Annotated in this window: 21 protein-coding genes; 18 read left to right on the top strand and 3 right to left on the bottom strand. The window is 69.1% G+C overall.

Annotated elements, in window-relative coordinates; translation table 11 throughout:
- The first annotated feature begins 60 nt into the window (after positions 1-60).
- From thrS to DVW87_RS11290, 4 genes are all read left to right on the top strand, one after another.
- Positions 61-2052: a threonine--tRNA ligase gene (gene thrS / locus DVW87_RS11305; protein WP_114688209.1), complete on the top strand. Its 1992-nt coding sequence runs from the start codon at positions 61-63 to the stop codon at positions 2050-2052.
- A gap of 107 nt (positions 2053-2159) precedes the next feature.
- Entirely contained in the window at positions 2160-2696 is a 537-nt protein-coding gene (gene infC, locus DVW87_RS11300) for a translation initiation factor IF-3 (RefSeq protein ID WP_114687849.1), read from the top strand.
- Between the two features lie 254 nt (positions 2697-2950).
- A complete protein-coding gene (locus tag DVW87_RS11295; protein ID WP_114687848.1) occupies positions 2951-5734 on the top strand; it encodes a TonB-dependent receptor in 2784 nt (927 codons plus the stop codon).
- Positions 5735-5942: 208 nt separating this feature from the next.
- Complete coding sequence (locus tag DVW87_RS11290; protein ID WP_114687847.1) at positions 5943-6437, top strand: winged helix DNA-binding protein; 495 nt, start codon at positions 5943-5945, stop codon at positions 6435-6437.
- Between the two features lie 40 nt (positions 6438-6477).
- Here the strand turns inward: DVW87_RS11290 and DVW87_RS11285 are convergent, their stop codons facing one another.
- The gene (locus DVW87_RS11285; RefSeq protein WP_114687846.1) at positions 6478-9219 is read right to left on the bottom strand and encodes a [protein-PII] uridylyltransferase; all 2742 of its coding nucleotides are present in this window, start codon (positions 9217-9219) and stop codon (positions 6478-6480) included.
- 56 nt (positions 9220-9275) lie between these two features.
- Positions 9276-11855 (bottom strand): DNA mismatch repair protein MutS, encoded by a 2580-nt coding sequence (gene mutS, locus DVW87_RS11280; protein ID WP_114687845.1) that lies wholly within the window; start codon positions 11853-11855, stop codon positions 9276-9278.
- A gap of 187 nt (positions 11856-12042) precedes the next feature.
- Between mutS and DVW87_RS11275 the strand changes: the two genes are divergently transcribed.
- The 5 genes from DVW87_RS11275 to DVW87_RS11255 are packed head-to-tail and all read left to right on the top strand — an operon-like array spanning position 12043 to position 16768.
- Positions 12043-12996, top strand: a complete 954-nt coding sequence (locus DVW87_RS11275; RefSeq protein WP_181814808.1) for a polysaccharide deacetylase family protein — start codon at positions 12043-12045, stop codon at positions 12994-12996.
- Entirely contained in the window at positions 12993-13916 is a 924-nt protein-coding gene (locus DVW87_RS11270) for a GNAT family N-acetyltransferase (RefSeq protein ID WP_239017862.1), read from the top strand. The genes DVW87_RS11275 and DVW87_RS11270 overlap by 4 nt, the downstream gene beginning before the upstream one ends.
- Positions 13917-13951: 35 nt before the next feature.
- A complete protein-coding gene (gene recO, locus DVW87_RS11265; RefSeq protein WP_114687844.1) occupies positions 13952-14578 on the top strand; it encodes a DNA repair protein RecO in 627 nt (208 codons plus the stop codon).
- 49 nt (positions 14579-14627) lie between these two features.
- On the top strand, positions 14628-15671 hold the full coding sequence (gene leuB, locus DVW87_RS11260; protein ID WP_114687843.1) for a 3-isopropylmalate dehydrogenase: 1044 nt from the start codon (positions 14628-14630) through the stop codon (positions 15669-15671).
- On the top strand, positions 15668-16768 hold the full coding sequence (locus DVW87_RS11255) for a glycosyltransferase family 2 protein (RefSeq protein ID WP_114687842.1): 1101 nt from the start codon (positions 15668-15670) through the stop codon (positions 16766-16768). Before leuB ends, DVW87_RS11255 begins: the two co-directional genes overlap by 4 nt.
- Here the strand turns inward: DVW87_RS11255 and DVW87_RS11250 are convergent.
- Positions 16765-18075, bottom strand: coding sequence for a phospholipid carrier-dependent glycosyltransferase (locus tag DVW87_RS11250; protein ID WP_114687841.1), 1311 nt, complete (start codon positions 18073-18075; stop codon positions 16765-16767). The two genes, DVW87_RS11255 and DVW87_RS11250, sit on opposite strands and share 4 nt — an antisense overlap.
- Positions 18076-18195: 120 nt before the next feature.
- Between DVW87_RS11250 and DVW87_RS11245 the strand changes: the two genes are divergently transcribed.
- The 9 genes from DVW87_RS11245 to DVW87_RS11205 all read left to right on the top strand — a co-directional run bounded on the left by DVW87_RS11245 (position 18196) and on the right by DVW87_RS11205 (position 23045).
- Positions 18196-19401: a trans-sulfuration enzyme family protein gene (locus DVW87_RS11245; protein WP_114687840.1), complete on the top strand. Its 1206-nt coding sequence runs from the start codon at positions 18196-18198 to the stop codon at positions 19399-19401.
- On the top strand, positions 19398-19796 hold the full coding sequence (apaG, locus tag DVW87_RS11240; RefSeq protein WP_114687839.1) for a Co2+/Mg2+ efflux protein ApaG: 399 nt from the start codon (positions 19398-19400) through the stop codon (positions 19794-19796). Before DVW87_RS11245 ends, apaG begins: the two co-directional genes overlap by 4 nt.
- Positions 19797-19845: 49 nt before the next feature.
- Positions 19846-20637 (top strand): LysR family transcriptional regulator, encoded by a 792-nt coding sequence (locus DVW87_RS11235; RefSeq protein WP_114687838.1) that lies wholly within the window; start codon positions 19846-19848, stop codon positions 20635-20637.
- A gap of 10 nt (positions 20638-20647) precedes the next feature.
- The gene (locus DVW87_RS11230) at positions 20648-21181 is read left to right on the top strand and encodes a GNAT family N-acetyltransferase (RefSeq protein ID WP_114687837.1); all 534 of its coding nucleotides are present in this window, start codon (positions 20648-20650) and stop codon (positions 21179-21181) included.
- The gene (locus DVW87_RS11225) at positions 21178-21435 is read left to right on the top strand and encodes a hypothetical protein (RefSeq protein WP_147276260.1); all 258 of its coding nucleotides are present in this window, start codon (positions 21178-21180) and stop codon (positions 21433-21435) included. The genes DVW87_RS11230 and DVW87_RS11225 overlap by 4 nt, the downstream gene beginning before the upstream one ends.
- 82 nt (positions 21436-21517) lie before the next feature.
- Positions 21518-21787, top strand: a complete 270-nt coding sequence (locus DVW87_RS11220) for a hypothetical protein (protein ID WP_114687835.1) — start codon at positions 21518-21520, stop codon at positions 21785-21787.
- Between the two features lie 280 nt (positions 21788-22067).
- Entirely contained in the window at positions 22068-22277 is a 210-nt protein-coding gene (locus DVW87_RS11215; protein ID WP_114687834.1) for a cold-shock protein, read from the top strand.
- A gap of 61 nt (positions 22278-22338) precedes the next feature.
- A complete protein-coding gene (locus tag DVW87_RS11210; RefSeq protein WP_114687833.1) occupies positions 22339-22533 on the top strand; it encodes a hypothetical protein in 195 nt (64 codons plus the stop codon).
- Positions 22530-23045, top strand: a complete 516-nt coding sequence (locus DVW87_RS11205) for a hypothetical protein (RefSeq protein WP_114687832.1) — start codon at positions 22530-22532, stop codon at positions 23043-23045. The genes DVW87_RS11210 and DVW87_RS11205 overlap by 4 nt, the downstream gene beginning before the upstream one ends.
- Positions 23046-23049 lie beyond the last annotated feature (4 nt).

Below are 23049 nucleotides of genomic sequence, written 5' to 3'. Positions count from 1 at the left end.
TCCAGTTCCGCCGCCAGCGATGCTAAGGCGGCCCGGAAACCACAGGAATACCTCATGGACATGCTCTCGATCACGCTCCCCGACGGCTCCGTGCGCGAAGTCGCGACCGGCACCACGCCGGCGGACATCGCTGCGTCGATCGGGCCGGGGCTGGCCAAGGCGGCGATCGCGGCGCGGGTGAACGGCGAGCTGCGCGACCTGTCGCGGCCGCTGACGGGCGACGCGCAGCTCGCGCTGGTCACCGGCCGCGACGAGGCGGAGGCGCTGGAGCTGGCCCGCCACGATTTCGCGCATGTCATGGCCGAGGCGGTGCAGCACCTGTTCCCCGGCACGCAGATCACCTTCGGCCCGGCGACCGAGGACGGCTTCTATTACGACTTCGCGCCGAAGGACCGCCCCTTCACCGAGGAGGACCTGCCGGCGATCGAGGCGGAGATGCGCGCCATCATCGCGCGCAACGAGCCGTTCGTGCGCGAGGTGTGGAGCCGCGAGCAGCTGATCGAAACCTGGAAGAAGCAGGGCGAGACGTTCAAGGCCGAATGGGCCGCCGAGCTGCCCGAGGGCGAGGAGCTGACCATCTATCGCCAGGGTCAATGGCTCGACATGTGCCGCGGCCCCCACATGCCCTCCACCGGCCGGCTCGACCCGCAGGCGTTCAAGCTGACCCGCGTGTCGGGCGCCTATTGGCGGGGCGACCAGAACAACGCGATGCTGTCGCGCGTCTACGGCACCGGCTGGCTCAACAAGAAGCAGCTCGACGCGCACCTGACCATGCTGGAAGAGGCCGCCAAGCGCGACCATCGCCGCATCGGGCAGGACATGGACCTGTTCCACCTCCAGTCGGAGGCGCAAGGGTCCGTCTTCTGGCATCCCAAGGGCTATCTGCTGTGGCGCAGCCTGGAGGCGTATATGCGCCGCCGGCTGGATGCCGCCGGCTATGCCGAGGTGAAGACGCCGCAGCTGATGGACGCGCGGCAATGGGAACAGTCCGGTCACTGGGGCAAGTATCGCGAGAACATGTTCGTGGTGCCGGACGAGATCCCCAACACCGAGGACGATGCCGCGGTGCTTTCCGGCAAGGCGGACCTGATGGCGCTGAAGCCGATGAACTGCCCGGCGCACGTGCTGATCTTCCGCCAGGGCATCAAGTCGTACCGCGACCTGCCGATCCGCATGGCCGAGTTCGGCTGCTGCCACCGCAACGAGCCGCACGGTGCGCTCCACGGCATCATGCGCGTGCGCCAGTTCACGCAGGACGATGCGCATATCTTCGTGCGGCAGGACCAGCTGGTCGAGGAAGTGCAGCAATTCTGCGAGCTGCTCGACAGCGTGTACCGCGATCTCGGCTTCGAGCAATATGCGGTGAAGCTCGCGCTGCGCCCCGACAAGCGTTTCGGCTCGGACGAGATGTGGGACATGGCCGAGGACGAGCTGCGCCGCGCGGTGCTCGACTCGAACCTGCCCGAGGGGATCAAGGCCGGGTTCGAGGAGCTGCCGGGCGAGGGCGCCTTCTACGCGCCGAAGCTGGAATTCCACCTCACCGACGCGATCGGGCGGACGTGGCAGGTGGGCACGATCCAGTCGGACCGCGTGCTGCCGGAGCGACTCGATGCGAGCTACGTGGGCGAGGACGGCGAGCGGCACCGCCCGATCATGCTTCACCGCGCCATCCTCGGCACGTTCGAGCGCTTCATCGGCATCCTGATCGAGCATCATGCGGGCCGCTTCCCGCTCTGGCTCTCCCCGGTGCAGGCGGTGGTGGCGACCATCGTGTCCGATGCCGACGGCTATGCGCGTGAGGTCGAGGCGAAGCTGAAGGCGGCGGGCATCCGCGCCGAAACCGATCTTCGCAACGAGAAGATCAACTACAAGGTGCGCGAGCATTCGGTCGCCAAGGTGCCGGTGCTGCTGGTGGTCGGCAAGCGCGAGGCGGAGGAGGGCAAGGTCGCCATCCGCCGCCTGGGCAGCCAGGCGCAGGAGGTGGTGAGCGTCGAGGAGGCGATCGCCACGCTCGCCGCCGAGGCGACCCCGCCGGACCTCAAGCGCCACTGAAATCGGGGGGAGCGCGGGATCACTTCCGCGCTCCCTTTCGTTTGCGCGCCGAAATCACTATATACGTGACGTAACCAACAACAGGAGCTGTCCCTATACGTCCTCCCATGATGCGGCGCCCGCAAGGTGCCCCGATGCCGATGAACGGCCCGCGCTTCAATGAATGGATCCAGAGCCCCCGCGTCCGCGTGATCGACCAGGACGGCGAGAATCTGGGCGTTCTCTACACGCGCGAGGCGATCGAGCAGGCGCAGGCGGTCGGCCTCGACCTGGTCGAGGTGTCGCCCAATGCCGATCCGCCCGTGGCCAAGTTCCTGGACGTCGGCAAGTTCAAGTACGAGGCCCAGAAAAAGGCCAATCTGGCGCGTAAGTCGCAGAAGACGCAGGAGATCAAGGAGATCAAGATGCGTCCGAACATCGACGACCACGATTACGACGTGAAGATGCGCGCCATCCACAAGTTCATCGGCGAAGGCGACAAGGTGAAGGTCACCCTGCGTTTCCGCGGTCGCGAGCTTGCCCATGGGCAGCTCGGCATGCAGCTGCTGCAAAAGGTTCAGGCCGATTGCGCAGAGGAAGCCAAGGTCGAGAGCTACCCGCGGATGGAAGGGCGCCAGATGCTCATGGTGCTTGCTCCGAAGTAACGGTACGTTTTTTCCGATTGCAAAGAACGCAACGACGCCCGGGCCTGAAAAGGTGCCGGGCGTTGTCTTGTGCGGCATGCCGTAGGGGAAATGCGGCCATGTTGTTGCGCGCGCTGCAACCGGGCTGTGGCAAATCTGCCGCACTCCTTCCGTAAACGGCAGGTTCCTGCGGCGCTTCGACTAGACGGTACGGCGCTATCGGATAATCCAAAGGGGAAAGACCAAGAATAGGTCGCCCAAAAGGAGAGCCCCGAATGCGCAAGTCCGCCTTGCTCGTGTCCGCTGCCGCCATTGTCGCCATCGCGACCCCGGCCTTCGCGCAGGACGCCCAGCAGACGACCCCGCCGACCGATGCCGCCACCACCCAGGCGGAGACGCAGAACACCACGAGCGATGCGACCAGCAACGCCGCGGTCGAGCAGACCGGCGGCGCCGGCGACATCGTGGTCACCGCCACCCGCCGCGCCGAGCGCCTGTCCGACGTGCCGCTTGCGGTGTCCGCGGTGAGCCAGGAAGCGCTGCAGAATTCCGGCGCCACCGACATTCGCGGGCTGACGCAGCTCACCCCGTCGCTGCAGATCTCCTCCACCGGCTCCGAAGCCAATGCGTCGGCCCGCATCCGCGGCATCGGCACGGTGGGCGACAATCCGGGTCTGGAAAGCTCGGTCGCGGTGTTCATCGACGGCGTCTATCGCAGCCGCACCGGCTCCGGCCTCAACGACCTGGGCGAAGTGGATCGCATCGAGGTGCTGCGCGGGCCGCAGGGCACGCTGTCGGGCCGCAACGCAAGCGCCGGCGCGATCAACGTCTACACCAAGGCGCCGAGCTACACGTTCGGCGGCTATGGCGAGGCGACCTACGGCAATTACGACAATGTCCGCGTTGCCGCCGGCATCACCGGCCCGATCATCAAGGACAAGCTGGCCTTCCGCCTGGACGGCGTGTTCGCCGACCGCGACGGCTTCTATTACGACGTCACCAACAACACCGATTACAACGACCGTCACCGCTATGTCGTACGCGGGCAGTTGCTGTTCGAGCCGACCAGCGACATCTCGCTGCGCCTGATCGGCGACTATACCTATCGCGACGAGAAGTGCTGCGGCGCGGTCTATCTCGACCTGCGCGAGAAGCAGGACCTGACGCCCACCGTGCCCGGCGACTATTCGGTGGCCTCCAGCAACCGCATCGTCGACGTGATGCGTTCGCTCGGCGCCGTGTTCCCCAGTGCGGGCGACCCGTTCAACCGCCGCATCGCCAACACGCCGGGCCGCGCTTATTCGAACGTCACCAAGGATTATGGCGGCTCGGCACAGTTCGACTGGAACTTCGGCAACGCCTCGCTGACCTCGATCACCGCCTATCGCGAGTACAAGTCGGGCGGCGCGAGCGACATCGACTATGGCAATCTCGACATCGGCTACCGCCCGGACGATGGCAATTCCTACCGCCAGTTCCATACCTTCACCCAGGAGCTGCGCTTGCAGGGCGAGGCGCTCGGCGACCGGCTGAACTACCTGGTCGGCGGTTACTATTCGAAGGAAGACCTGCAGGTCGTCGACAACCTGAAGTTCGGCAACGATTACGGCGCCTTCGCCGCCTGCCGCATCGTCGCCACCATCAACCCGCTCGCGGCACTTCGTGCGCCGCGCAGCCCGGGCTGTCTCAGCGCGGTCGGCACGGTGGCGCTGAACGGTGCGCTGGGCGCGGGCGCGCCGGCGATCATCCGCGGCCTGAACAACCTGTCGACCCTCAACAATCTCGGCTCGCAGCGGGACGTCTACAACCAGCAGAGCGAGAATTACGCGTTCTTCACCCACAACATCTTCAAGCTCACCGACCAGTTGAGCCTGACGGCCGGCCTGCGCTGGACGCATGAGGAGAAGCGCTTCAACTCGACGTTCAACAACAACAACACCGTCTGCCCGACGCAGCAGGCGCAGCTTGGGCCGCTGCTCACCAACGCGGCGCTGGCGAGCCTTGCCGGCGGCCTCATCACCTTGAGCTGCACCGGCAACTCGACCGCGGCGCTGACCGGGCTGAACCTCAACGACAAGATCAAGGAAAGCCAGCTCACCGGCACCGGCGTGCTCAGCTACAAGCCGACCAACGACCTGATGGTCTATGCGAGCTATTCGCGCGGCTACAAGGCGGGCGGCTACAATCTCGATCGGTCGGACCTGTCGAGCAATGTGTTCACCACGCCGACCGCTGCTTCCGTCACGCGCCTGCGCTTCGATCCGGAAACCGTGAACGCCTATGAAGTGGGCGTGAAGTACAGCAGCCGCCAGTTCACGCTGAACGTCGCGGGCTTCCGCCAGGAATTCCAGAACTTCCAGCTGAACACGTTCAACGGCACCAACTATGTCGTCCAGAACATCGGCTCGTGCTCGGCCAGCCTGAACGGGGCGGACCGCGATCCGTCCTCCACCACCGGCACCTGCTCGGGGGACGTGAACTACGGCGTGCTGTCGCAGGGCGTGGAACTGGAGGCCGGCCTGTACCCGGCGCGCAACGTGGCGGTGAGCCTGGGCTACACCTATGCCGACACGCACTTCCGCAACAACCTCGTCGGTTCCAAGGCGGGCGAGGCGCTCGATGCGCAGCTGTTCCTGCTCGCGGGCAGCCGCCTGTCCAATGCGCCGGAGCATGTCGTCAGCACCTCCGTCAGCTGGACGCCGGAGCTCGGGTCGAGCGGGCTGCAGGGCCTGTTCTACGTCGATGGTCGCCTTTCCAGCGACTATAACAACGGCTCGGACCTGTTCTACGAGAAGGAGCAGGACGGCTTCTTCCTGATGAACGCGCGCACGGGCATCCGCGGGCCGAACCAGCGCTGGGCGGTGGAGTTCTGGGTGCAGAACCTGCTCAACACCGATTACCAGCAGGTGGCGTTCAGCGCGCCGTTCCAGGGCGCAGGCTCGCAGGCGCAGGTGCAGCGGTTCGGATCGGCGGGCGGCTTTGCCACCGGCAACCAGGTCTTCACCTCGTTCCTGGCGGAGCCGCGCACCTATGGCGTGACGCTGCGCACGCGCTTCTGATCGGTTCCGACAAGCAGGCCGGCTCGCAGACACCTGTGAGCCGGCTTTTTGCGTCTGAAGGGATCGCGCCACGCCTGTGGCGAAGTTGTCATGCGCGGTTTTCGTCCTCACGTACGACCAAAGGCGTACGAGCGGACACAGTCCGTGCATGATGTTCTTCGCAAGATTCATATAGTTGAGTTGACTGGAACAGATTGGGGCACCGATCATGGGACAGATCGATCCGCAGTTGGCGACGTTGGTGCATGCGCTGAACAAGATGGTGGACGAGCTCGGCTCGGCGACCCCGCGCATGGCCGACACCGAAAGTATAATGCCGACGGCCGAAGATCAGATCGACCTCGATCAGGTCGCGCTCCGGCGCGCGCAGCACATCTTCGCCGAACGCCGCGCGCGCGAGCGCAACATGCCCGAATGCGCCTCGCTGTTCGGAGAACCGGGCTGGGACATGCTGCTGTTCCTGTATCTTACCACCCGGCGGGGGGAGGAGACATCGGTCAGCAGCGCGGCCTATGCTTCGGCGGTGCCGCCGACAACGGCCCTGCGGTGCCTGCGGGACATGGAAAAGTCCGGTCTGGTCCGCCGCTGGCCGGATGCCTTTGACGGGCGCCGCACGCTTGTGGAGCTCACCCAGCAGGGGCTGACGGCGATCGAGCGCTTCCTGCTCCAGCGTTTCGCCCGCGATACGCGCAAGCCGTCCTGATCGCCGGGGCCACGGCGGCCGGCACCCGGCCCGCCGCGCGTCACGCGGCTTCCACGATCGCCTCGCCGGATGCTGCCTCCAGCAGCCGCTTCTCGATCGTGCGCAGGCGTGATCCGGCGCCGATCTTGTCGCCCAGCAGGTCGGTGAGGTAGAACGTGTCCACCGCGCGCTCGCCATAGGTGGCGACATGCGCCGAGTGGATCGTCACCTTCGACTGGAACAGCGCATTGGCGAGCTGGTGCAGCAAGGCCGGGCGATCGCGCGCGTTGACCTCCACCACCGTGAACCGGTTGGAGGCGTTGTTGTCGATCAGCACGTTGGCCGCGATCGGAAAGGCGCTCGCGCGCGGTCGCGGCAGTGGCTTGGCCATCAGCTTGTCGATCATGCGGCCGCGATTGGCGAGCGCTTCCTCGATCCCGCTCCTGAGGCGGGAGAGCTGGCCCGCCTCGTCGAACGGGCGGCCGACCGGGTCCTGGACCAGGAAATTGTCCAGCGCCATGCCGTCCCGCGTGGTGTGGATGCGCGCGTCGATGATGTTGCCGCCCGCGGCATGGATGGCGCCCGCGACACGGTAGAACAGGCCCGGATGATCCGCGGCGTAGAGCGTGACCAGGGTGGCGCCGCGTTCGGGATAGACCTGCGCCCCGATCCGCAGCTGCGCGTCGCCGGCCTCCTCGATCAGCCGCGCGTTGCGGACCAGCACGTCCTCCGGCTCCGCGATCCAGTAGGGCTCGGGCAGGCGGCGGACCAGCGCCGAGAAGCGCGCCTCGTCCCAGCCCAGTTCGGCGCGCAGCGCTTCCTGCTTGGCGGCGATCCGCTCGCCCCGCCCGATCTGCTTGTGCCCCAGGCGCAGCACTTCCTCGGCGGAATGGTAGAGCGTGGCCAGCAACTGCCGCTTCCAGCCGTTCCAGGTGCCCGGCCCGACCGCGCGGATATCCACCACCGTCAGCGCGGTAAGCAGGCGCAGGCGCTCCGGGCTTTGCACCACCTCGGCGAAATCGAGGATGGTCTTGAAGTCCGACAGGTCGCGCTTGAACGCCGTGGCGCTCATCAGCAGGTGATGGCGGACGAGCCAGGCGACCGTTTCCGTCTCCGCGTCGCCGAGGCCGAGACGCGGGCACAGCCGCTCGGCGACGTCCGCGCCGAGGATCGAGTGATCGCCGCCGCGGCCCTTGGCGATGTCGTGGAGCAGCACGGCGACGTACAGAGCGCGGCGCGAGACGATCTGCGGGAAGACGCCGGTCACCAGCGGGTGATCCTCGGCCAACCGGCCATGCTCGATCCGGCTGAGCAGGCCGATCGCCCGGATGGTGTGCTCGTCCACCGTGTAATGGTGGTACATGTCGAACTGCATCTGCGCGACCACGCGGCCGAAATCGGGCACGAAGCGCCCGAAGACGCCGGCCTCGTTCATCCAGCGCAGCACCGTTTCCGGATCGCGCGGGGAAGTGAGCACGTCCAGGAACAGGGCGTTGGCGCGGGGATCGTCGCGATAGTCGTCGATCCGCTTGGCGTCGCGGGCGGCTGCCCGCATCGCCAGCGGGTGGATCTCCAGGCCCTGCCGGTCGGCGAGCGCGAACAGCTCCAGCAGGCGGACCGGATCGCCGGCGAACCAGTCGTCCGAGGGGATGGCGAGCTGTCCGCGTTGCAGCACGAAGCCATGCAGCTTGCGCGAGGTGCGCCGGAGCGAGGGCAGGCCGAACCGGCGGCCGCGCGCGGCGAACTTCTCGTCCAGATGCGCCAGGAACACGCCCGTCAGCGTGCCAACCGTGCGTGCCTGGAGGAAGTAGAACTGCATGAACCGTTCGACGCGGGACTTGCCGGGCCGGTCGGCGAAGCGCATCCGCTCGGCGATCTCGCGCTGATAGTCGAAGGTCAGCCTGTCCTCCGCGCGACGTGCCAGCAGGTGGAGGTGACAGCGCACGGCCCACAGGAAATTGTCCGCCCGATGGAACTGGCGATATTCTGCGGCGGTCAGCAGCCCGGCGCCGACCAGCTCGGCCGCGCGCTGCACGTCATAGGTGTATTTGCCGATCCAGAAGAGTGCATGCAGGTCGCGCAGGCCGCCCTTGCCCTCCTTGACGTTCGGTTCGACCACATAGCGGCTGTCGCCCATTTTCAAGTGGCGCGCGTTCCGCTCGGCAAGCTTGTCGGCGATAAAGGCGCGCGGGTCGTTCTGCACCTCGGCCTTGAAGCGGGCGGCGGCCTCTTCATAGAGCGGCCGGTCGCCGCACAGGAAGCGCGCTTCCAGCAGGGCCGTGCGAATGGTGACGTCGCCGCGCGCCTGGCGGATCATCTCGTCCAGGCTGCGGCTGGAATGGCCCACCTTCAGCCCGAGATCCCATAGCGCGTAGAGCATGGATTCGATCACCTGCTCGGCCCAGGGCGTCTGCTTGCCGGGCGTGAGGAAGCCGATATCCACGTCGGAAAAGGGCGCCATCTCGCCCCGGCCATAGCCGCCGACCGCGATCAGGACGAGGCGCTCGCCGGCGGTGGGGTTGGTGCTGGGGAACAGGCGCTCCGTGGTGAAATCGTAGAGCAGGGTCAGCAGCTGGTCGGTCAGGAATGCCTGTGCGGCCGCCGCTTCCAGTCCGCGCGATGGGTGCTCGGCAAGCCGCCGGGCGATCTCCGCGCGGCCGGTTTCCAGCGCGGCCTTCAGCTCGGCGGTGGCGGCCCGGCGGAGATCGGCGTTGCGCCCTTCCAGCTGCGCGAGCCGCTCGGCAAGGGCGCGCCGGTCGAAAAGGGCGCGGCGATGGGGAACGTTGTCGAAGCGGCTGGCCATGTCGCCCAGATACGCATTTGCCCCGCCGCCGTCATCTCGCGAAGCGCCAGGCCGCGTCACGCCTCGCGCGTGAGCGCCTTCAGCCGGTAGAGCGTGTCCAGCGCCTCGCGCGGGGTCAGCGCATCCACGTCCAGCGCCTCCACCTCGGCACGGATCGCGTCGCATTGCTCCTCCTCGGCCTGCGCGGCGGCGGCGAAGAGCGGCAGGTCGTCGAGCCCCGCCGCCAGGCCGCCGGTCTGCGCGCGGCCCGCCTCGAGCTTGGCCAGCACCGCCTTGGCGCGCGACACGGTGGCCGGCGGCATGCCCGCCAGCCGGGCGACCGCGAGGCCGTAGCTGCGGTCGGCGGGACCGGCGGCCACTTCATGGAGCAGGACCAGATCGCCCTTCCACTCGCGGGCGCGGACATGGTGGAGGGTCAGCGCGTCGCAGCGCTCGGCCAGCCGCGTCAGCTCGTGATAATGCGTCGCGAACAGGCAGCGGCAGCGATTGTCCTCATGGATCGCCTCCACCACCGCCCAGGCGATCGCCAGGCCGTCATAGGTGGAGGTGCCGCGCCCGACCTCGTCCAGGATCACGAAGCTGCGCGCAGTCGCCTGCGCCAGGATCGCCGCCGTCTCGACCATCTCCACCATGAAGGTGGAGCGGCCGCGCGCGAGATTGTCCGACGCGCCGACGCGGCTGAACAGCCGGTCGACCAGCCCGATCCGCGCGCGCGAGGCGGGCACGAAGGAGCCTGCCTGGGCGAGCACGGCGATCAGCGCGTTCTGGCGCAGAAAGGTGGACTTGCCGCCCATGTTGGGCCCGGTGACGAGCCACAGGCGCGAGCCCTCCGTCAGCACGCAGTCGTTGGCGACGAAGCGCTGCCCGCTTTTGGCAAGCGCGTCCTCCACCACGGGATGGCGTCCGCCCTCCACTTCGAAGCACCCATGGTCTACCAGGGCCGGCCGCGTCCACCCGCCCTCCACCGCCCGCGCGGCGAGCGCCGCGGCGACATCGAGGCGGGCGAGTGCGTCGGCGCTGGCGGCGACCGCCTCGCGCCGGTCCAGCGCGGCCTGGGTGAGGTCTTCGAGGTGGGCGGCTTCGGCGGCCAGCGCATGGGCCCCGGCCTGGCTGACCTTGGCCGCGACGTCGTGCAGGTCGGGGGCGTTGAAGCGCACGGCGCCGGCCATGGTCTGGCGATGGGTGAAGCCGCTGTCCGGCTTCATCAGCGCATCGGCGGCGCGTGCGGGCACCTCGACATGGTAGCCCAGCACGTTGTTGTGGCGGATCTTCAGCGCCGCAATGCCGGTGTCGGCACGGTATTTTGCCTCCAGCGCGGCGATCGCGCGGCGGCCGCCGGCGCCTGCGTCGCGCAGATCGTCCAGCGCGGCATCATAGCCTTCCGCGATGTACCCGCCGTCCGACGCGTCGATCGGCGGCGAGGGGACCAGCGCGCGGGTGAACAGGTCGATCAGGGAGCCGTGCCCGCGGAGCGCCGGCAACACCTCGTCCAGCAGGGAAGGCGCCGGCTCCACCTTGCCCAGCCGCTCGGCCAGCCGCCAGGCGCCGTCCAGCCCGTCGCGCAACTGGCCGAGGTCGCGCGGGCTGCCGCGTCCTGCCGCGATCCGGCCCAGGGCGCGGCCGATGTCGGGCAAACCGCGCAAGGTACCGCGGACCAGCTCGCGGATCGGCGCATCGTCATGGAACAGCTGCACCAGGTCCAGCCGCGCCTCGATCGCGGCGCGGTCCATCAAGGGGGCGCCGATATCCGCCGCCAGCGTGCGCGCGCCGCCGCCGGTCACCGTGCGGTCGATCGCATCCACCAGCGAGCCGCGCCGCTGCCCGGCCGTGGTGCAGGTCAGCTCCAGGCTGTCGCGGGTGGCCGCGTCGATCGCCATGGCGGCGGACGCGCGGGTCAGCCGGGGCGGGCGCAGGAAGGGCAGGGCGCCCTTGGCGGTGTGCTCGAGATACGCGACCAGCCCGCCCGCCGCGGCGAGCCCGGCGCGCGTGAACTGGCCGAAGCCGTCCAGCGTGGCGACGCCGAACAGGCGCCGCAGCCGCTCCTCGCCGGCATCGCTGTTGAAATCGGCGCGGGGCCGCACGGTGGTCGCCTGTTCGGCACCCGCGCCGCCTTCCGGCGCGATCACCTCCGCCGCGGCCAATCGCGCCAGCTCGCCGGCAAGCTCGCCGGGGCCGGTGTCGATCAGCTCGAACCGGCCGGTGGAAACGTCCGCCGCGGCCACCGCGACGCTGCCGCCCGCTTCGCCGATCGCCACGCACCAATTGGCCGCCCGCGCATCCAGCAGCGCCTCTTCCGTCAGCGTGCCGGCAGTGACGAAGCGGACGATCGCACGATTGACCAGCGCCTTGGACCCGCGCGCCTTGCGCGCCGCCTCGGGGCTTTCCGTCTGCTCGGCGATGGCGACGCGGTGCCCGGCCTTGATGAGGCGTTGAAGATACGCCGTGGCCGAATGCACCGGCACGCCGCACATCGGGATCTTCTCGCCGGCATGCTCGCCCCGCGCCGTGAGCGCGATGTCGAGCACCTGCGCGGCGACCTTCGCGTCGTCGAAGAACAGCTCGAAGAAATCGCCCATCCGGTAGAACAGCAGGCACTCGCCCGCCTCGGCCTTCAGCGCGAGATACTGCGCCATCATGGGGGTAGGGGCGGCGTCGGCCATCAGGCGCCAGCCTGGCTGCGCGAGGGTTCCGGCGATTGCGGCATGGCCGGCACTATATGGCGGCAACGCGTGCTTTCCTAGAGCGCCGGCAAGCAACGTTTCGTCACGGGCGAGCCGGCCCGGCTTTCCAAAATGTTCACCTCCACCAGATACCCCATCGGGCATGACTCACGTGTTTCTGACCACCGACACCGAGTTCATGTGGCGCCATCACGCCGAGGGACATGATCTTGCCACCCTGTACGAGCGCTCCATCGAGCCCGCAGGGGTAGGCCTGTGCTTCCATCTCGAGATGCTGATGCGGCACCGGTTGAAGGGCACGTTCTTCGTCGATCCGATGCCCGCCATGGTGTTCGGCCTCGATCCGATCCGGCGCATCGTCGATACGGTGCTGGGCGCCGGACAGGAGGTCCAGCTGCACCTGCACCCCAATTGGGCGGGCGCGGTGGCCGGAGATCGCGGTGCGGCGCATGCCCGGTTCGAGCTGGTCGATTACAGCGAGGCGGAGCAGCACGACCTGATCGCCGGGGCGGCCGAACTGCTGACGGCGGCGGGCGCGCCGCAGCCGCTGGCGTTCCGCGCCGGCAGCTACGCCGCCAACGACGCCACGCTGCGCGCGCTGGCCGCTCTCGGCTTCGACTATGACAGCAGCCACAACGGCGCCGAGGCGCCCTGGCCGAGCGGGATCGGCGTGTGCGCGCAGCAGATCGCGCCGTTGCGCCGGCATGGCCTGACCGAGATCCCGGTTTCCGTGATCGAGGATCGTCCGGACAGCCTGCGCACCTTTCAGGTCTGCGCGCTGTCGAGCGGAGAGATCCGGGCAGCGCTGGAACATGCCGCCGTCGAGCGCCATGCGGCGGTGACCATCGTCAGCCACAGTTTCGAGCTCGCCAATCGCGGCGGCACCCGCATCAACAACACGCATGTGCGCCGGTTCGAGATGCTGTGCGCGCTGCTGGACGAGTGGCGCGAGGCGCTGCCCACCGCATGGTTCTCCGACCGGCCGAACCTTGCCACCAACGCCGCGGACGTGCCGCTCGGCCCCAATGCCCTGCGCACGCGCTGGCGGCAGGCGGAGCAGCTCTGGTCCAACATGGTGGAGGAGCGGGCGGCGTGATCCCGGCCGAGCAGGCTGCCACGCTGCCGCTAAGGTTCCAGATCGGCGCGCGGACGCTGGCGCGTATCGACCGGCGCCTGTGGCTCGTGCCGCTGTCGCTGGCCGATGCGCTGGAAGCGCGGCTGCCCGCCCTGCCGCCGCTGGGACGGACGAACGACGGCTATCTCGTCACCTCGCTGCCGGTGGAGCGTGCCGCGGCGCTCGCCTGGACGGCGGGCGGTCTGATCGCGTTCGAGCGGCAGCGTTATACCCGCCACTGGATCGACCTTACGATCGGGGCCGACGCCTATCTCGCCCGCCTGTCCGGCAACACGCGCTCGGCGATCAAGCGCAAGACCAGGAAGCTGGCCGAAGCCTCCGGCGGCACGCTGGAGATCGCCCGCTTCCGCACGCCGGACGAGCTCGCGGCCTTTCACCCGCTCGCCCGCGCCGTCTCCGCCACGACCTATCAGGAGCGGCTGATGGATGCCGGATTGCCCGACACCGCCGCCTTCCGCACGCGGGCGGCGCTGCAAGCGGCGGCAGGAGAGGTCCGCGCCTGGCTGCTGTCGATCGCCGGCACGCCCGTGGCCTATCTGTTTTGCCCCGTCGAGAAGGGCACGGTGCTTTACCAGTATCTCGGCCACGATCCGGCGTTCAACGACCTGTCGCCGGGCGCGGTGCTGCAGATGGCGGCCACCCGCGACCTGCTGGAGGAAGGCGGCCTGCAACGGTTCGACTTCACGGAAGGAGAAGGGCAGCACAAGCGCCAGTTCGCCACCGACGGCGTGCCGTGCGTCGACCTGCTGCTGCTGCGCGGCACGCTGGCGAACCGCGCGGCTCTGGCATCGCTGCGGGTGTTCGACGGTGGCGCGGCCGCCGCCAAGCGAGCCGTGCAGCGCCTCGGCCTCGAAGAATGGGCACGGAAGGTACGGCGCTAGTTCCGGGGGGCGCCCGCTTCGGCTAGGCAGGCGCGATGCACCTGCGCGCAGAGGCCATCCTGTTGTCGATCCGCTCCCATGGCGAGCATGGCGCGGTGGTGCGGGCGCTGACGGAGGAGCATGGGCTGCTGCCCGGTTATGTGCGCGGCGGCCGGTCGCGGCGCCTGCGCCCGGTGCTGCAACCCGCCAACATCGTGCTGGGCGACTGGCGCGCGCGTACGGAGGAGCAGCTCGCCGCGCTCACGGTGGAGCCGATCCGCAGCCGGGCGGCGCTGTTCGCCGAGCCGCTGCCCGCCGCCGCGCTGGAATGGGTCACGGCGCTCGCCGCCGCGACCTTGCCGGAAGGACAGCCCTATCCGCGGATCTGGGCGGCGCTGGACGGGGTGATCGGCGCGGTGGAGGCGGCGCCCTCGGCACGGGGCTGGGCGTTGCCGCTGGCGCGGTACGAACTGCTGTTGCTGGCGGAACTCGGCTACGGGCTGGATGCCGACCGGCTGCCGCAGGAGCTGCGCGAGGGCGGGTCGGCGGACTGGCCGGCGATCTTCGCGGCGCTGCGCACCACGGGCGAGGCGCTGGAGCGAAACCTGCTGGCGGAGCGTCGGGCGGACCTGCCGTCCGCGCGCGCACGGCTGGTGGAGCGGCTGCAAAGGGCGGTTGCGTGAAAGCGGCCGCTTCGGCATGGCCGCGTCCAACCCAGCCAGCGGAGCCCGCATGACCCTGATCGCCTTGTTGCCCGGAGACGGGATCGGCCCCGAAGTGATCGCGGAGGCGCGCCGCGTGCTGGAGGCGCTCGATCTCGGCCTGGTGTTCGAGAAAGCGCCGGTGGGTGGCGCCGCCTACCGTGCCGCCGGGCATCCGCTGCCGCCGGCCACGCTGGACCTTGCGCGGCGCGCCGAGGCGATCCTGTTCGGCGCGGTGGGCGATCCGGAGTGCGACCGGCTGGAGCGCGCGCTGCGTCCCGAACAGGCGATCCTGGGCCTGCGCAAGGAGCTGGGCCTGTTCGCCAATCTGCGGCCCGCGCGCCTCTTTCCCGGGCTGGAGGACGCCTCCGCGTTGAAGCCGGAGGTCGCCGGCGCAATCGACATGGTGATCGTGCGCGAGCTGAACGGCGACGTCTATTTCGGCGAAAAGGGCATGCGCACCACCGCCGGGGGCCTGCGCGAAGGCTATGACCTGATGAGCTACAACGAAGCGGAAGTGCGCCGCATCGCGCATGCCGGCTTCCGCACGGCGGAGGCGCGGCGCGGCAGGTTGTGCTCGGTGGACAAGGCCAACGTGCTGGAAACCTCGCAATTGTGGCGCGACGTGGTGATCGAGGTCTCGGCCGAGTATCCGGACATCGAGCTGACCCACATGTATGTCGACAATGCCGCCATGCAGCTGGTGCGCAATCCCGGCCAGTTCGACGTGATCGTCACCGGCAACCTGTTCGGCGACATCCTGTCCGACCAGGCGAGCATGTGCGCGGGCTCGATCGGCATGTTGCCCTCCGCCGCGCTGAACGCGGAGGCCAAGGGCCTGTACGAGCCGATCCACGGCTCGGCCCCCGACATCGCCGGGCAGGGCAGGGCCAATCCGTGCGCCACCATCCTGTCGGCGGCGATGATGCTGCGCCACACGCTGGACCGGGCGGAGGCGGCCGACCGGATCGAGAATGCGGTGACGGCGGCGTTGAAGGCGGGCGCGCGGACGCCGGATCTGGGCGGCACCCTGTCCACCGCCGCGATGGGTGAGGCGGTGCTCGCGCGGCTATGAGCGACCTGCTCGAGCTGGCGGTCGTCATCCCGACGTTCAACGAGGCCGCCAATGTCCCCACGCTGATCGCCCGGCTCGACCGGGCGCTGGCCGGCCGCGTGTGGGAAGCGATCTTCGTCGATGACGACAGTCCGGACGGCACGGCGGATGCGGCGCGTGCCATCGGCCGGCTCGACAGGCGGGTGCGGGTGATCCAGCGGATCGGGCGGCGAGGCCTGTCCACCGCCTGTATCGAGGGCATGCTGGCGACGGCGGCGCCGTGCGTGGCGGTGATCGACGGCGACATGCAGCATGACGAGACGATCCTGCCGGCCATGCTGGACGCGTTGCAGGCCGATCCAAACCTCGATCTCGCCATCGGCTCCCGCTTCGTCGAGGGCGGCGGCACCGGCGAATGGGACCGCGATCGGGTGGCCAAGTCCGCCTTCGCCACGCGCCTGTCGCGCGGCGTGCTGAAGGTCGATGTCAGCGATCCGATGAGCGGCTTTTTCCTGATCCGCACGGACGTGGCGCGCGGCGTGGTGCCGCACCTGTCCGGCATCGGCTTTAAGATCCTGCTCGACATCCTGACGACCAGCGCACGCCCGCTCCAATATCGCGAGTTCGGCTATGTCTTCCGCGTGCGCACGGAGGGGGAAAGCAAGCTCGACCATGTGGTGGCGATGGAATATCTCATCGCGCTCTACGACCGCCGCTTCGGCAGGGTCGTGCCCGTGCGCTTCGCCATGTTCTCGGCGATCGGCGTGCTGGGCGTGGGCGTCCATATGGCGGTGCTGTCCGCGCTGTTCCTGGGGCTTTCCGCGACGTTCCTGTCGGCCGAGATCATGGCCACGCTGGCGGCGATGACGCTGAACTTCTTCCTCAACAACGCGCTGACCTATCGCGACCGGAGGCTCAAGGGCGCGCGCCAGCTGTTCGACGGCTGGGTCTCGTTCTGCGTGGTCTGCTCGGTCGGCGCGGTGGCGAATGTCGGCATCGCCGCCTTCCTGTACGACGTGCGCGAAGGCGGCTGGGCGGTGTCGGCGCTGGTCGGCGTGCTGGTCGGCGCGGTGTGGAACTATGCCCTGTCCTCCCGCTTCGTCTGGGGCCGCTATTAGGGCCAGCCCGGCAGCCACATCCAGTGCTTGAACGAATCCGCCGCCGGCAGCGCCGCGGCGGAGAGGATGGGGTAGAAGAACACGAATAGGCCGATCGCGAAGGTGGCGAACGCCTCGTCCCAATGCACGCGGCGGCCGTTGCCAGCGAGATTGGGCCTGGCGAACTCCCCGAACGCGGCGGCGAGCGGCAGGCAAAGCAGGATGCTGGGCACGTAGTAATAATAGAAGAAGCCCAGCGACTTGGGGATCGCCGCCCAGATCAGGAAGGACGCGGCCCAGAGCAGCACCACCGCCAGCAGCTTCACGTTTTCCCCGCGCACCCAGCCATAGACGCAGGCGGCCACCGCCAGCAGCCCGCCCCACAGGATCGCGGGATTGCCGAGCATCAGGATGCCGCGCTGTGCCCCATCCACCGGCTCGTACAGATACCAGATCGGCCGAAGGTCGAGCGGCCAGCTCCACCAGCTCGATTGATAGGTATGCGCCGGGAGCACCTGCGTCTGGAGGGCGTACATGGTGCGCTGAAGCGGCAGCAGCGTGGACAAGGTCACCGTATCCGTGCGCAGCAGGAACGTGGGCAGGAAGCACAGGAGATAGGTGAGCACGCTCACCAGCCCCAGCGTGAGCATCGCCCGCCACGCGGAGAGCCCGGGCCAGTGCCGCTGCCGCCAGCCGCCGAGCGCTTCGGCGAGCGGGCGCCTGTCCAGCCCTCCGTCGCGCAGCCGGGTGGCAAGAAAGGCGATCCCGGCAAACGCGACATAGGGCGCGGCGGTCCATTTGCAGCCCACCGCCAGGCCGAGCAGGACGGAGCCGAGCAGCCAGCGCCGGCTCGCCTGCCGTGCCGTTTCGGCGCGCATCGACCAGAGCAGGGCGGCGATGCCCAGCAGCAGGAACGCGGCCATGTAGCTGTCCAGCATGGCGATGCGCGCCTGCACGTAGACGGTGAAGTTGACGCCGGCGAACAGCGTCGCGAGCACCGCGGTACGCAGCCGCGCGAACAGCAGCCACGCGATCCAGAACACCGCCAGGATCGTCAGCGTCCCGGCAAGGGTGGAGCCGATCCGCCAGCCCAGGCTGTTGTCGCCGAACAGGAGGATGCCTCCCGCGATCAGCGCCTTGGCGAGCGGTGGGTGCTCCGGGTTGGCCAGGTGGGTCCGCCACAGCAGCGCGCGGGCGGCGGAGACGTAATGCACCTCGTCGAACACCAGCTTGTGCGGCCGGGTGACGAACAGCGAGAACAGGAACTGCGCCGCAACGGCGAACAGCAACGCGACCTGGGCGGGACGGAGCGGGCGCGCGGCGGGCATGGCATCCGCCTTTCCCCAAAGCCGCCGCGCACGCAAGCGGCGCCGTGACAGGCTCCGGTCGCGCCACGCGGGCGCGCGGGCGGTTGACGCACGCGGGCGCGCGGGCGCAAAGCGGCGGGCATGAAGCGTCGCACCGGACAAGACCTCTCGATCACCCGCAACTGGCGGCTCGCCACCCAGGCCGTGCGCGGCGGCACCGCGCGCAGCGAATTCGGCGAAACCAGCGAGGCGATCTTCCTCACCTCCGGCTACAGCTACGACCGGGCGGAGGACGCCGCGGCGCGCTTCGCCGGCGAGCAGGGAGGAATGACCTATTCGCGCCTGCAGAATCCGACGGTGGAGATGCTGGAACAGCGCATCGCCCTGCTGGAAGGCGCGGAGGCCTGCCGCACCATGGCGTCCGGCATGGCGGCGATGACCGCCGTTCTCCTGTGCCAGTTGCAGCAGGGCGACCATCTGGTGGGCGGCCGTGCGGCGTTCGGCTCCTGCCGCTGGCTCACCGATACGCTGCTGCCCAAGTTCGGCATCGAGACCACCATCGTCGATGCGCGCGATCCGCAAGCGTGGCAGGATGCGCTGCAACCCAACACGCGCGTTTTCTTCTTCGAAACGCCGGCCAACCCGACGATGGACGTGGTGGACCTGGAGGCGGTGTGCGGCATTGCGCGCGCGAACGGCGTGACCAGCGTGGTCGACAACGCCTTTGCCACGCCGGCGCTCCAGCGGCCGATGGAGTTCGGCGCGGACGTGACCGCTTATTCCGCGACCAAGATGATGGACGGGCAGGGGCGCGTGCTCGCCGGTGCGGTGTGCGGCACGCAGGATTTCATCGACAACACGCTGCTGCCGTTCACCCGCAACACCGGGCCGACGCTTTCGGCCTTCAATGCCTGGGTGGTGTTGAAGGGGCTGGAAACGCTGGACCTGCGCATCCGCCGGCAGAGCGAGAGCTCGCTGGAGGTCGGGCGGTTCCTCGAGGCCCGTGTGCCGCGCATCCTCCATCCGGGGCTGGAGAGCCATCCGCAGCATGCGCTGGCCGCCCGGCAGATGAGCGCCTTCGGCCCGATCTTCGCGTTTGAGGTTGCCGACCGCGCACAGGCGCATGCGCTGCTCAACGCGCTGGAGCTGATCGACATCTCCAACAATATCGGCGACTCGCGCTCGCTGATGACGCATCCCGCATCCACCACCCATTACGGCGTTTCCCCCGAAAAGCGCGCGGAGATGGGCGTGAGCGAGGGGCTGCTGCGCCTCAATGTCGGGCTGGAGGATACGGACGACCTGATCGAGGATCTCGATCAGGCGCTCAGGCAGGTTGGCCTGTGAAGGCGCTGTTCCCGCATGTCGCCGAGACGCGCGGAATCTCCGTGCGCGTGGCGGTGAGCTATCTGCCCGAACAGTCCGAGCCGGGGCGCGGGCGCTGGTTCTGGGCCTATCACGTGCGGATCGAGAATGACGGCGCGCAGGCGGTGCAGCTCCTCACCCGCCACTGGATCGTGACGGACGGGCGCGGCGCGCGGCACCCGGTGGAAGGCGAGGGCGTGGTGGGCGAGCAGCCGCTGATCGCGCCGGGGGCCAGCTTCGATTACGTGTCCGGCTGTCCCCTGGCGACGCCGACCGGATCGATGCAGGGCAGCTATCATGTGGTGGCGGAAAGCGGCGAGCTGTTCGATGTCGCGATCCCCAAGTTCGCGCTGATCGCGCCGGCGGTGGGGCCGTGAGGGTCGCATCGCGAACGGGGGCCGGCCTCTCCGATCAGGGCCGGCCGGCATGAAGCGCACGCATCTTCCGCTCAACGGCCTGCGCGTGCTGGACGCGGCCGCGCGCCATCTGTCCTTCACCCGCGCCGCCGACGAGCTGGCGGTGACGCCCGCCGCCGTGGGCCAGCAGATCCGCGCGCTGGAGGACACGCTGGGCGTGGTGCTGTTCCGCCGGACCACCAAGGGCCTGGAGCTGACCCCGGAGGGGGAGGCGGGGCTGGAGGCGTTGCGCCAGGGCTTTCTCCAGTTCGAGGAAGCGGTGCGCGCCATGCAGGCGGGGCAGACCTCCAAGTCGCTGACCATCGCCGCACCCCGCGACCTCACCGAAAAGTGGCTGATGCCGCGCCTGGCGGAGATTGCGCGGCGGGACGGCGAGCTGCGCTTCGTGCTGGTGGCGGCCGATGCCGAGATCGACTTCACGGAGGCGAACCTCGACCTGGCAATCCGCTGGGGCGCGGGACCGGGCGAGCATGAGGGCGAGGCGCTCGAGTCCGACGGGCTGGTGACGGTGGAGCGGGCCGGCGGCGGGATCGACACCGCGATCGCCTGGCCCGGCTGCCCGGGCGAGGACGGCGGCGCGCTGGTCCGCGTGGGCGATGCCGGCCTGGCGCTGGATGCCGCCGCCGCGGGGCTGGGTCGGGCCACGGTGCCCGAACTGCTCGCCGCCGCGGACATCGCGGCGGGGCGGGTGGCGGTGATCGGCAGCCCGCGGCCTTCGACACTCGGCTACTGGCTGGTCGCGCCGCTGCCGCAATGGCGGCAGAAGAAGGTGCGCTCGCTGGTGGACGCGCTCACCGCCTGAGCAGGATGGCATGAGCCTGCCCGCCTCTTTCTCCAGCGCACGGCTGCACCTGCGCCCGATCGACCTGGACGATGCCGCCAGCCTGCACGCCCTGTTCGGAGAGCCGGCGGCGATGCGCTGGTGGTCGCATCCGCCGCTCGCCGACGTGGAGGACACGCGGGCGAAGCTGGAGCAGATGCGCGGGACGCCGGGCTGGTGCAACTGGGCGATCGTCCCGGCGGAGGGCGGCGCGGCGATCGGCACGCTTTCCGCGCACGAGAAGCGGCAGGGAAGGGTGTTCGAGATCGGCTATGGCCTGGTGCCGGCGCACGGCGGCCACGGCTTCGCCCGGGAAGCGGTTTCGGCGCTGCTCGACCAGCTGTTCGGACCGGCAGGTGCACGGCGCGCCTTCGCGGATACCGACCCGGACAACGCCGCCTCCAACCGGTTGCTGGCGGCGCTCGGCTTCCGCCAGGAGGGCCGGCTTCGCGCCGAGTGGGAGACGCATATCGGCGTGCGCGACAGCCTGATCTGGGGCCTGCTGGCAGGGGAGTGGCGCGGGTGACCCCGCCCGATCTGTCCACGCCGGAAGGCCGCGCGCTCTACCGGCGCGAGTTGCAGGGGGTCGCCCGCCCGTTGCGCCATACGGGGGCGATGTTCGCCGTGCTGGGCGTCGTCCTGGCGCTGGTGCGCGTGGTCGCCGTGCCGGGCCTGCCGGCGGCGGTGCCGCTGGGCGCGCTGGCCCTGGGGCTGCTCAACCTGCTGGCGGCAGCCGCATTGCGGACGCGCTATCACCTGATGCGCATGCGCGACGACTGAGAACCGCCGCCGCGGGAACAAAGCGCGGCACTGATATTTGTTACCCTTCAGTCACGATCTCTCGTGCCGTAAGGGGAATTCGATGAAAAAGCTGTTCGTTCTCGCCGCCGCCGCCGGTCTGGCCTCGCTTGCCGCCTGCAACTCCAGCCCGCGCGAGCAGACCGCCGACAATATCGAGGCCAATGCCGATGCCGTGGCCGACAATATCGAGGAAGCGGCGGACAACGCCAGCACCTCCGCCACGGAAGCCAGCCTGGACAACCAGGCCGATGCGGTGCGCGCGACCGGCCAGAACCAGGCCGAGGACATGCGCACGCATGATCCGGACACCAACCTTTCCAACGGCATGTAACGCCTGATCCGTCGGTAACGACAGGCCGGGCCGGGGGGGGGCACCGCCGATGCGGGCGCCTCCCGTTTCGGCCATGTCCGATCCGTCCGGATGCGCCCGCCGGAGTGCTTCCTCCGATTAATTTGCCGGCCGCCCCTTACAAGTGCGTCCGCGGCGTGCGATATATCGGAGGCTGAAGTCGCAAATCGACGGTTCTCTGCTTTGCGGCTCGTTCCTTCTTTCCCTGCACCGCGGCTCCGGCCTGCCTTCTTGCGGGCCCGACAAATCGAAGGAAGCACACATGAGCATCACTGGCACCGTCAAGTTCTTCAACGCCGACAAGGGCTACGGCTTCATCGCGCCGGAAAACGGCGGCCCGGACGCCTTTGTCCATATCAGCGCCGTGGAGCGCGCCGGCCTCGTCACGCTGAACCAGGATCAGCGCGTCACCTACGAACTGGAGCAGGATCGCCGCGGCAAGATGGCCGCCGTCAACCTGCAGACCGCGTAAACCGGGCGAGGCAGCGGCCGCGCCGGTCGCTGCCTCTTCCTCTCCCACGAAAGGACGACCCATGTCTCGCGATGCCGTTTTCTTCCGCAGCCAGGCCTTGGTCGAGCGCAACAACGCCGCACAGGCGACGTTGCAGAACGTACGCGAGCGATGCGAGCGCGCGTCCGCCTCGTGGGATGCAATGGCGGTCCGCGCCGAGCGGGCGGACGCCGGCCGGCTGCGCAATGCCGCCGGCGCCCCAGTGATCGAGGATTGATCGCCCCGACGGTGGACCGGGCGCGGGGTACGCTGTTCGCCGGCACCCGTTTCCTGTCGCTCCGTGCGGAACGCGGCTGGCTTGCGACCTCCGGCGACCCGGACGGCGCAGCGGAGATACGCACGCGGCATCTCGGCAACTGCCTGGCGGAGCTTGACCGCTTTCTCCACGTCCTCATGGACACGCTCGATCCGGCCGCGCCGCACGGGCGACACAATGCGGCCAACAAGCTCGCCGCCCTGCGCGGCGATGAAGGCGAACCTGGCGGCGATGGCGGCCGCCTGCGCGCGCTTGGCCGCTCCCGCGCCTGTTTGCGCTATTGCAACGGCGCCGTCCTGCGCCCGGATGCGCCGGGTCTCGCCTGGATGACCACCGGCTGGACCGATCCGTCGACCAACGCCCTGCGCCGCTACGACCTGGGCCAGCGGCTCGCGCTGGAAAGCCGCGACATGCTCGACATCTGCCGCTTCTACGAGGCGCTCGCGACCGACCTCATCGGCGGGCGGGCATAGCGCC

The organism is Sphingomonas aracearum, from assembly GCF_003345355.1.
GTDB lineage: Bacteria > Pseudomonadota > Alphaproteobacteria > Sphingomonadales > Sphingomonadaceae > Sphingomonas > Sphingomonas aracearum.
The sequence above is the reverse complement of the archived record's forward strand: the minus strand, read 5'-3'. Positions and strand labels throughout refer to the sequence as shown.

Coding starts and splice junctions, on each gene's coding strand:
- mutS (WP_114687845.1), bottom strand. CDS start 11,855: ATGATGGCGCAGTATCTCGCGCTGAAGGCCGAGGCGGGCGAGTGCCTG.
- DVW87_RS11290 (WP_114687847.1), top strand. CDS start 5,943: ATGGGACAGATCGATCCGCAGTTGGCGACGTTGGTGCATGCGCTGAAC.
- DVW87_RS11285 (WP_114687846.1), bottom strand. CDS start 9,219: ATGGCCAGCCGCTTCGACAACGTTCCCCATCGCCGCGCCCTTTTCGAC.
- DVW87_RS11250 (WP_114687841.1), bottom strand. CDS start 18,075: ATGCCCGCCGCGCGCCCGCTCCGTCCCGCCCAGGTCGCGTTGCTGTTC.
- DVW87_RS11215 (WP_114687834.1), top strand. CDS start 22,068: ATGAGCATCACTGGCACCGTCAAGTTCTTCAACGCCGACAAGGGCTAC.
- DVW87_RS11210 (WP_114687833.1), top strand. CDS start 22,339: ATGTCTCGCGATGCCGTTTTCTTCCGCAGCCAGGCCTTGGTCGAGCGC.
- DVW87_RS11245 (WP_114687840.1), top strand. CDS start 18,196: ATGAAGCGTCGCACCGGACAAGACCTCTCGATCACCCGCAACTGGCGG.
- leuB (WP_114687843.1), top strand. CDS start 14,628: ATGACCCTGATCGCCTTGTTGCCCGGAGACGGGATCGGCCCCGAAGTG.
- thrS (WP_114688209.1), top strand. CDS start 61: ATGCTCTCGATCACGCTCCCCGACGGCTCCGTGCGCGAAGTCGCGACC.
- DVW87_RS11275 (WP_181814808.1), top strand. CDS start 12,043: ATGACTCACGTGTTTCTGACCACCGACACCGAGTTCATGTGGCGCCAT.
- recO (WP_114687844.1), top strand. CDS start 13,952: ATGCACCTGCGCGCAGAGGCCATCCTGTTGTCGATCCGCTCCCATGGC.
- DVW87_RS11235 (WP_114687838.1), top strand. CDS start 19,846: ATGAAGCGCACGCATCTTCCGCTCAACGGCCTGCGCGTGCTGGACGCG.
- DVW87_RS11230 (WP_114687837.1), top strand. CDS start 20,648: ATGAGCCTGCCCGCCTCTTTCTCCAGCGCACGGCTGCACCTGCGCCCG.
- DVW87_RS11295 (WP_114687848.1), top strand. CDS start 2,951: ATGCGCAAGTCCGCCTTGCTCGTGTCCGCTGCCGCCATTGTCGCCATC.
- DVW87_RS11255 (WP_114687842.1), top strand. CDS start 15,668: ATGAGCGACCTGCTCGAGCTGGCGGTCGTCATCCCGACGTTCAACGAG.
- DVW87_RS11220 (WP_114687835.1), top strand. CDS start 21,518: ATGAAAAAGCTGTTCGTTCTCGCCGCCGCCGCCGGTCTGGCCTCGCTT.
- infC (WP_114687849.1), top strand. CDS start 2,160: ATGATGCGGCGCCCGCAAGGTGCCCCGATGCCGATGAACGGCCCGCGC.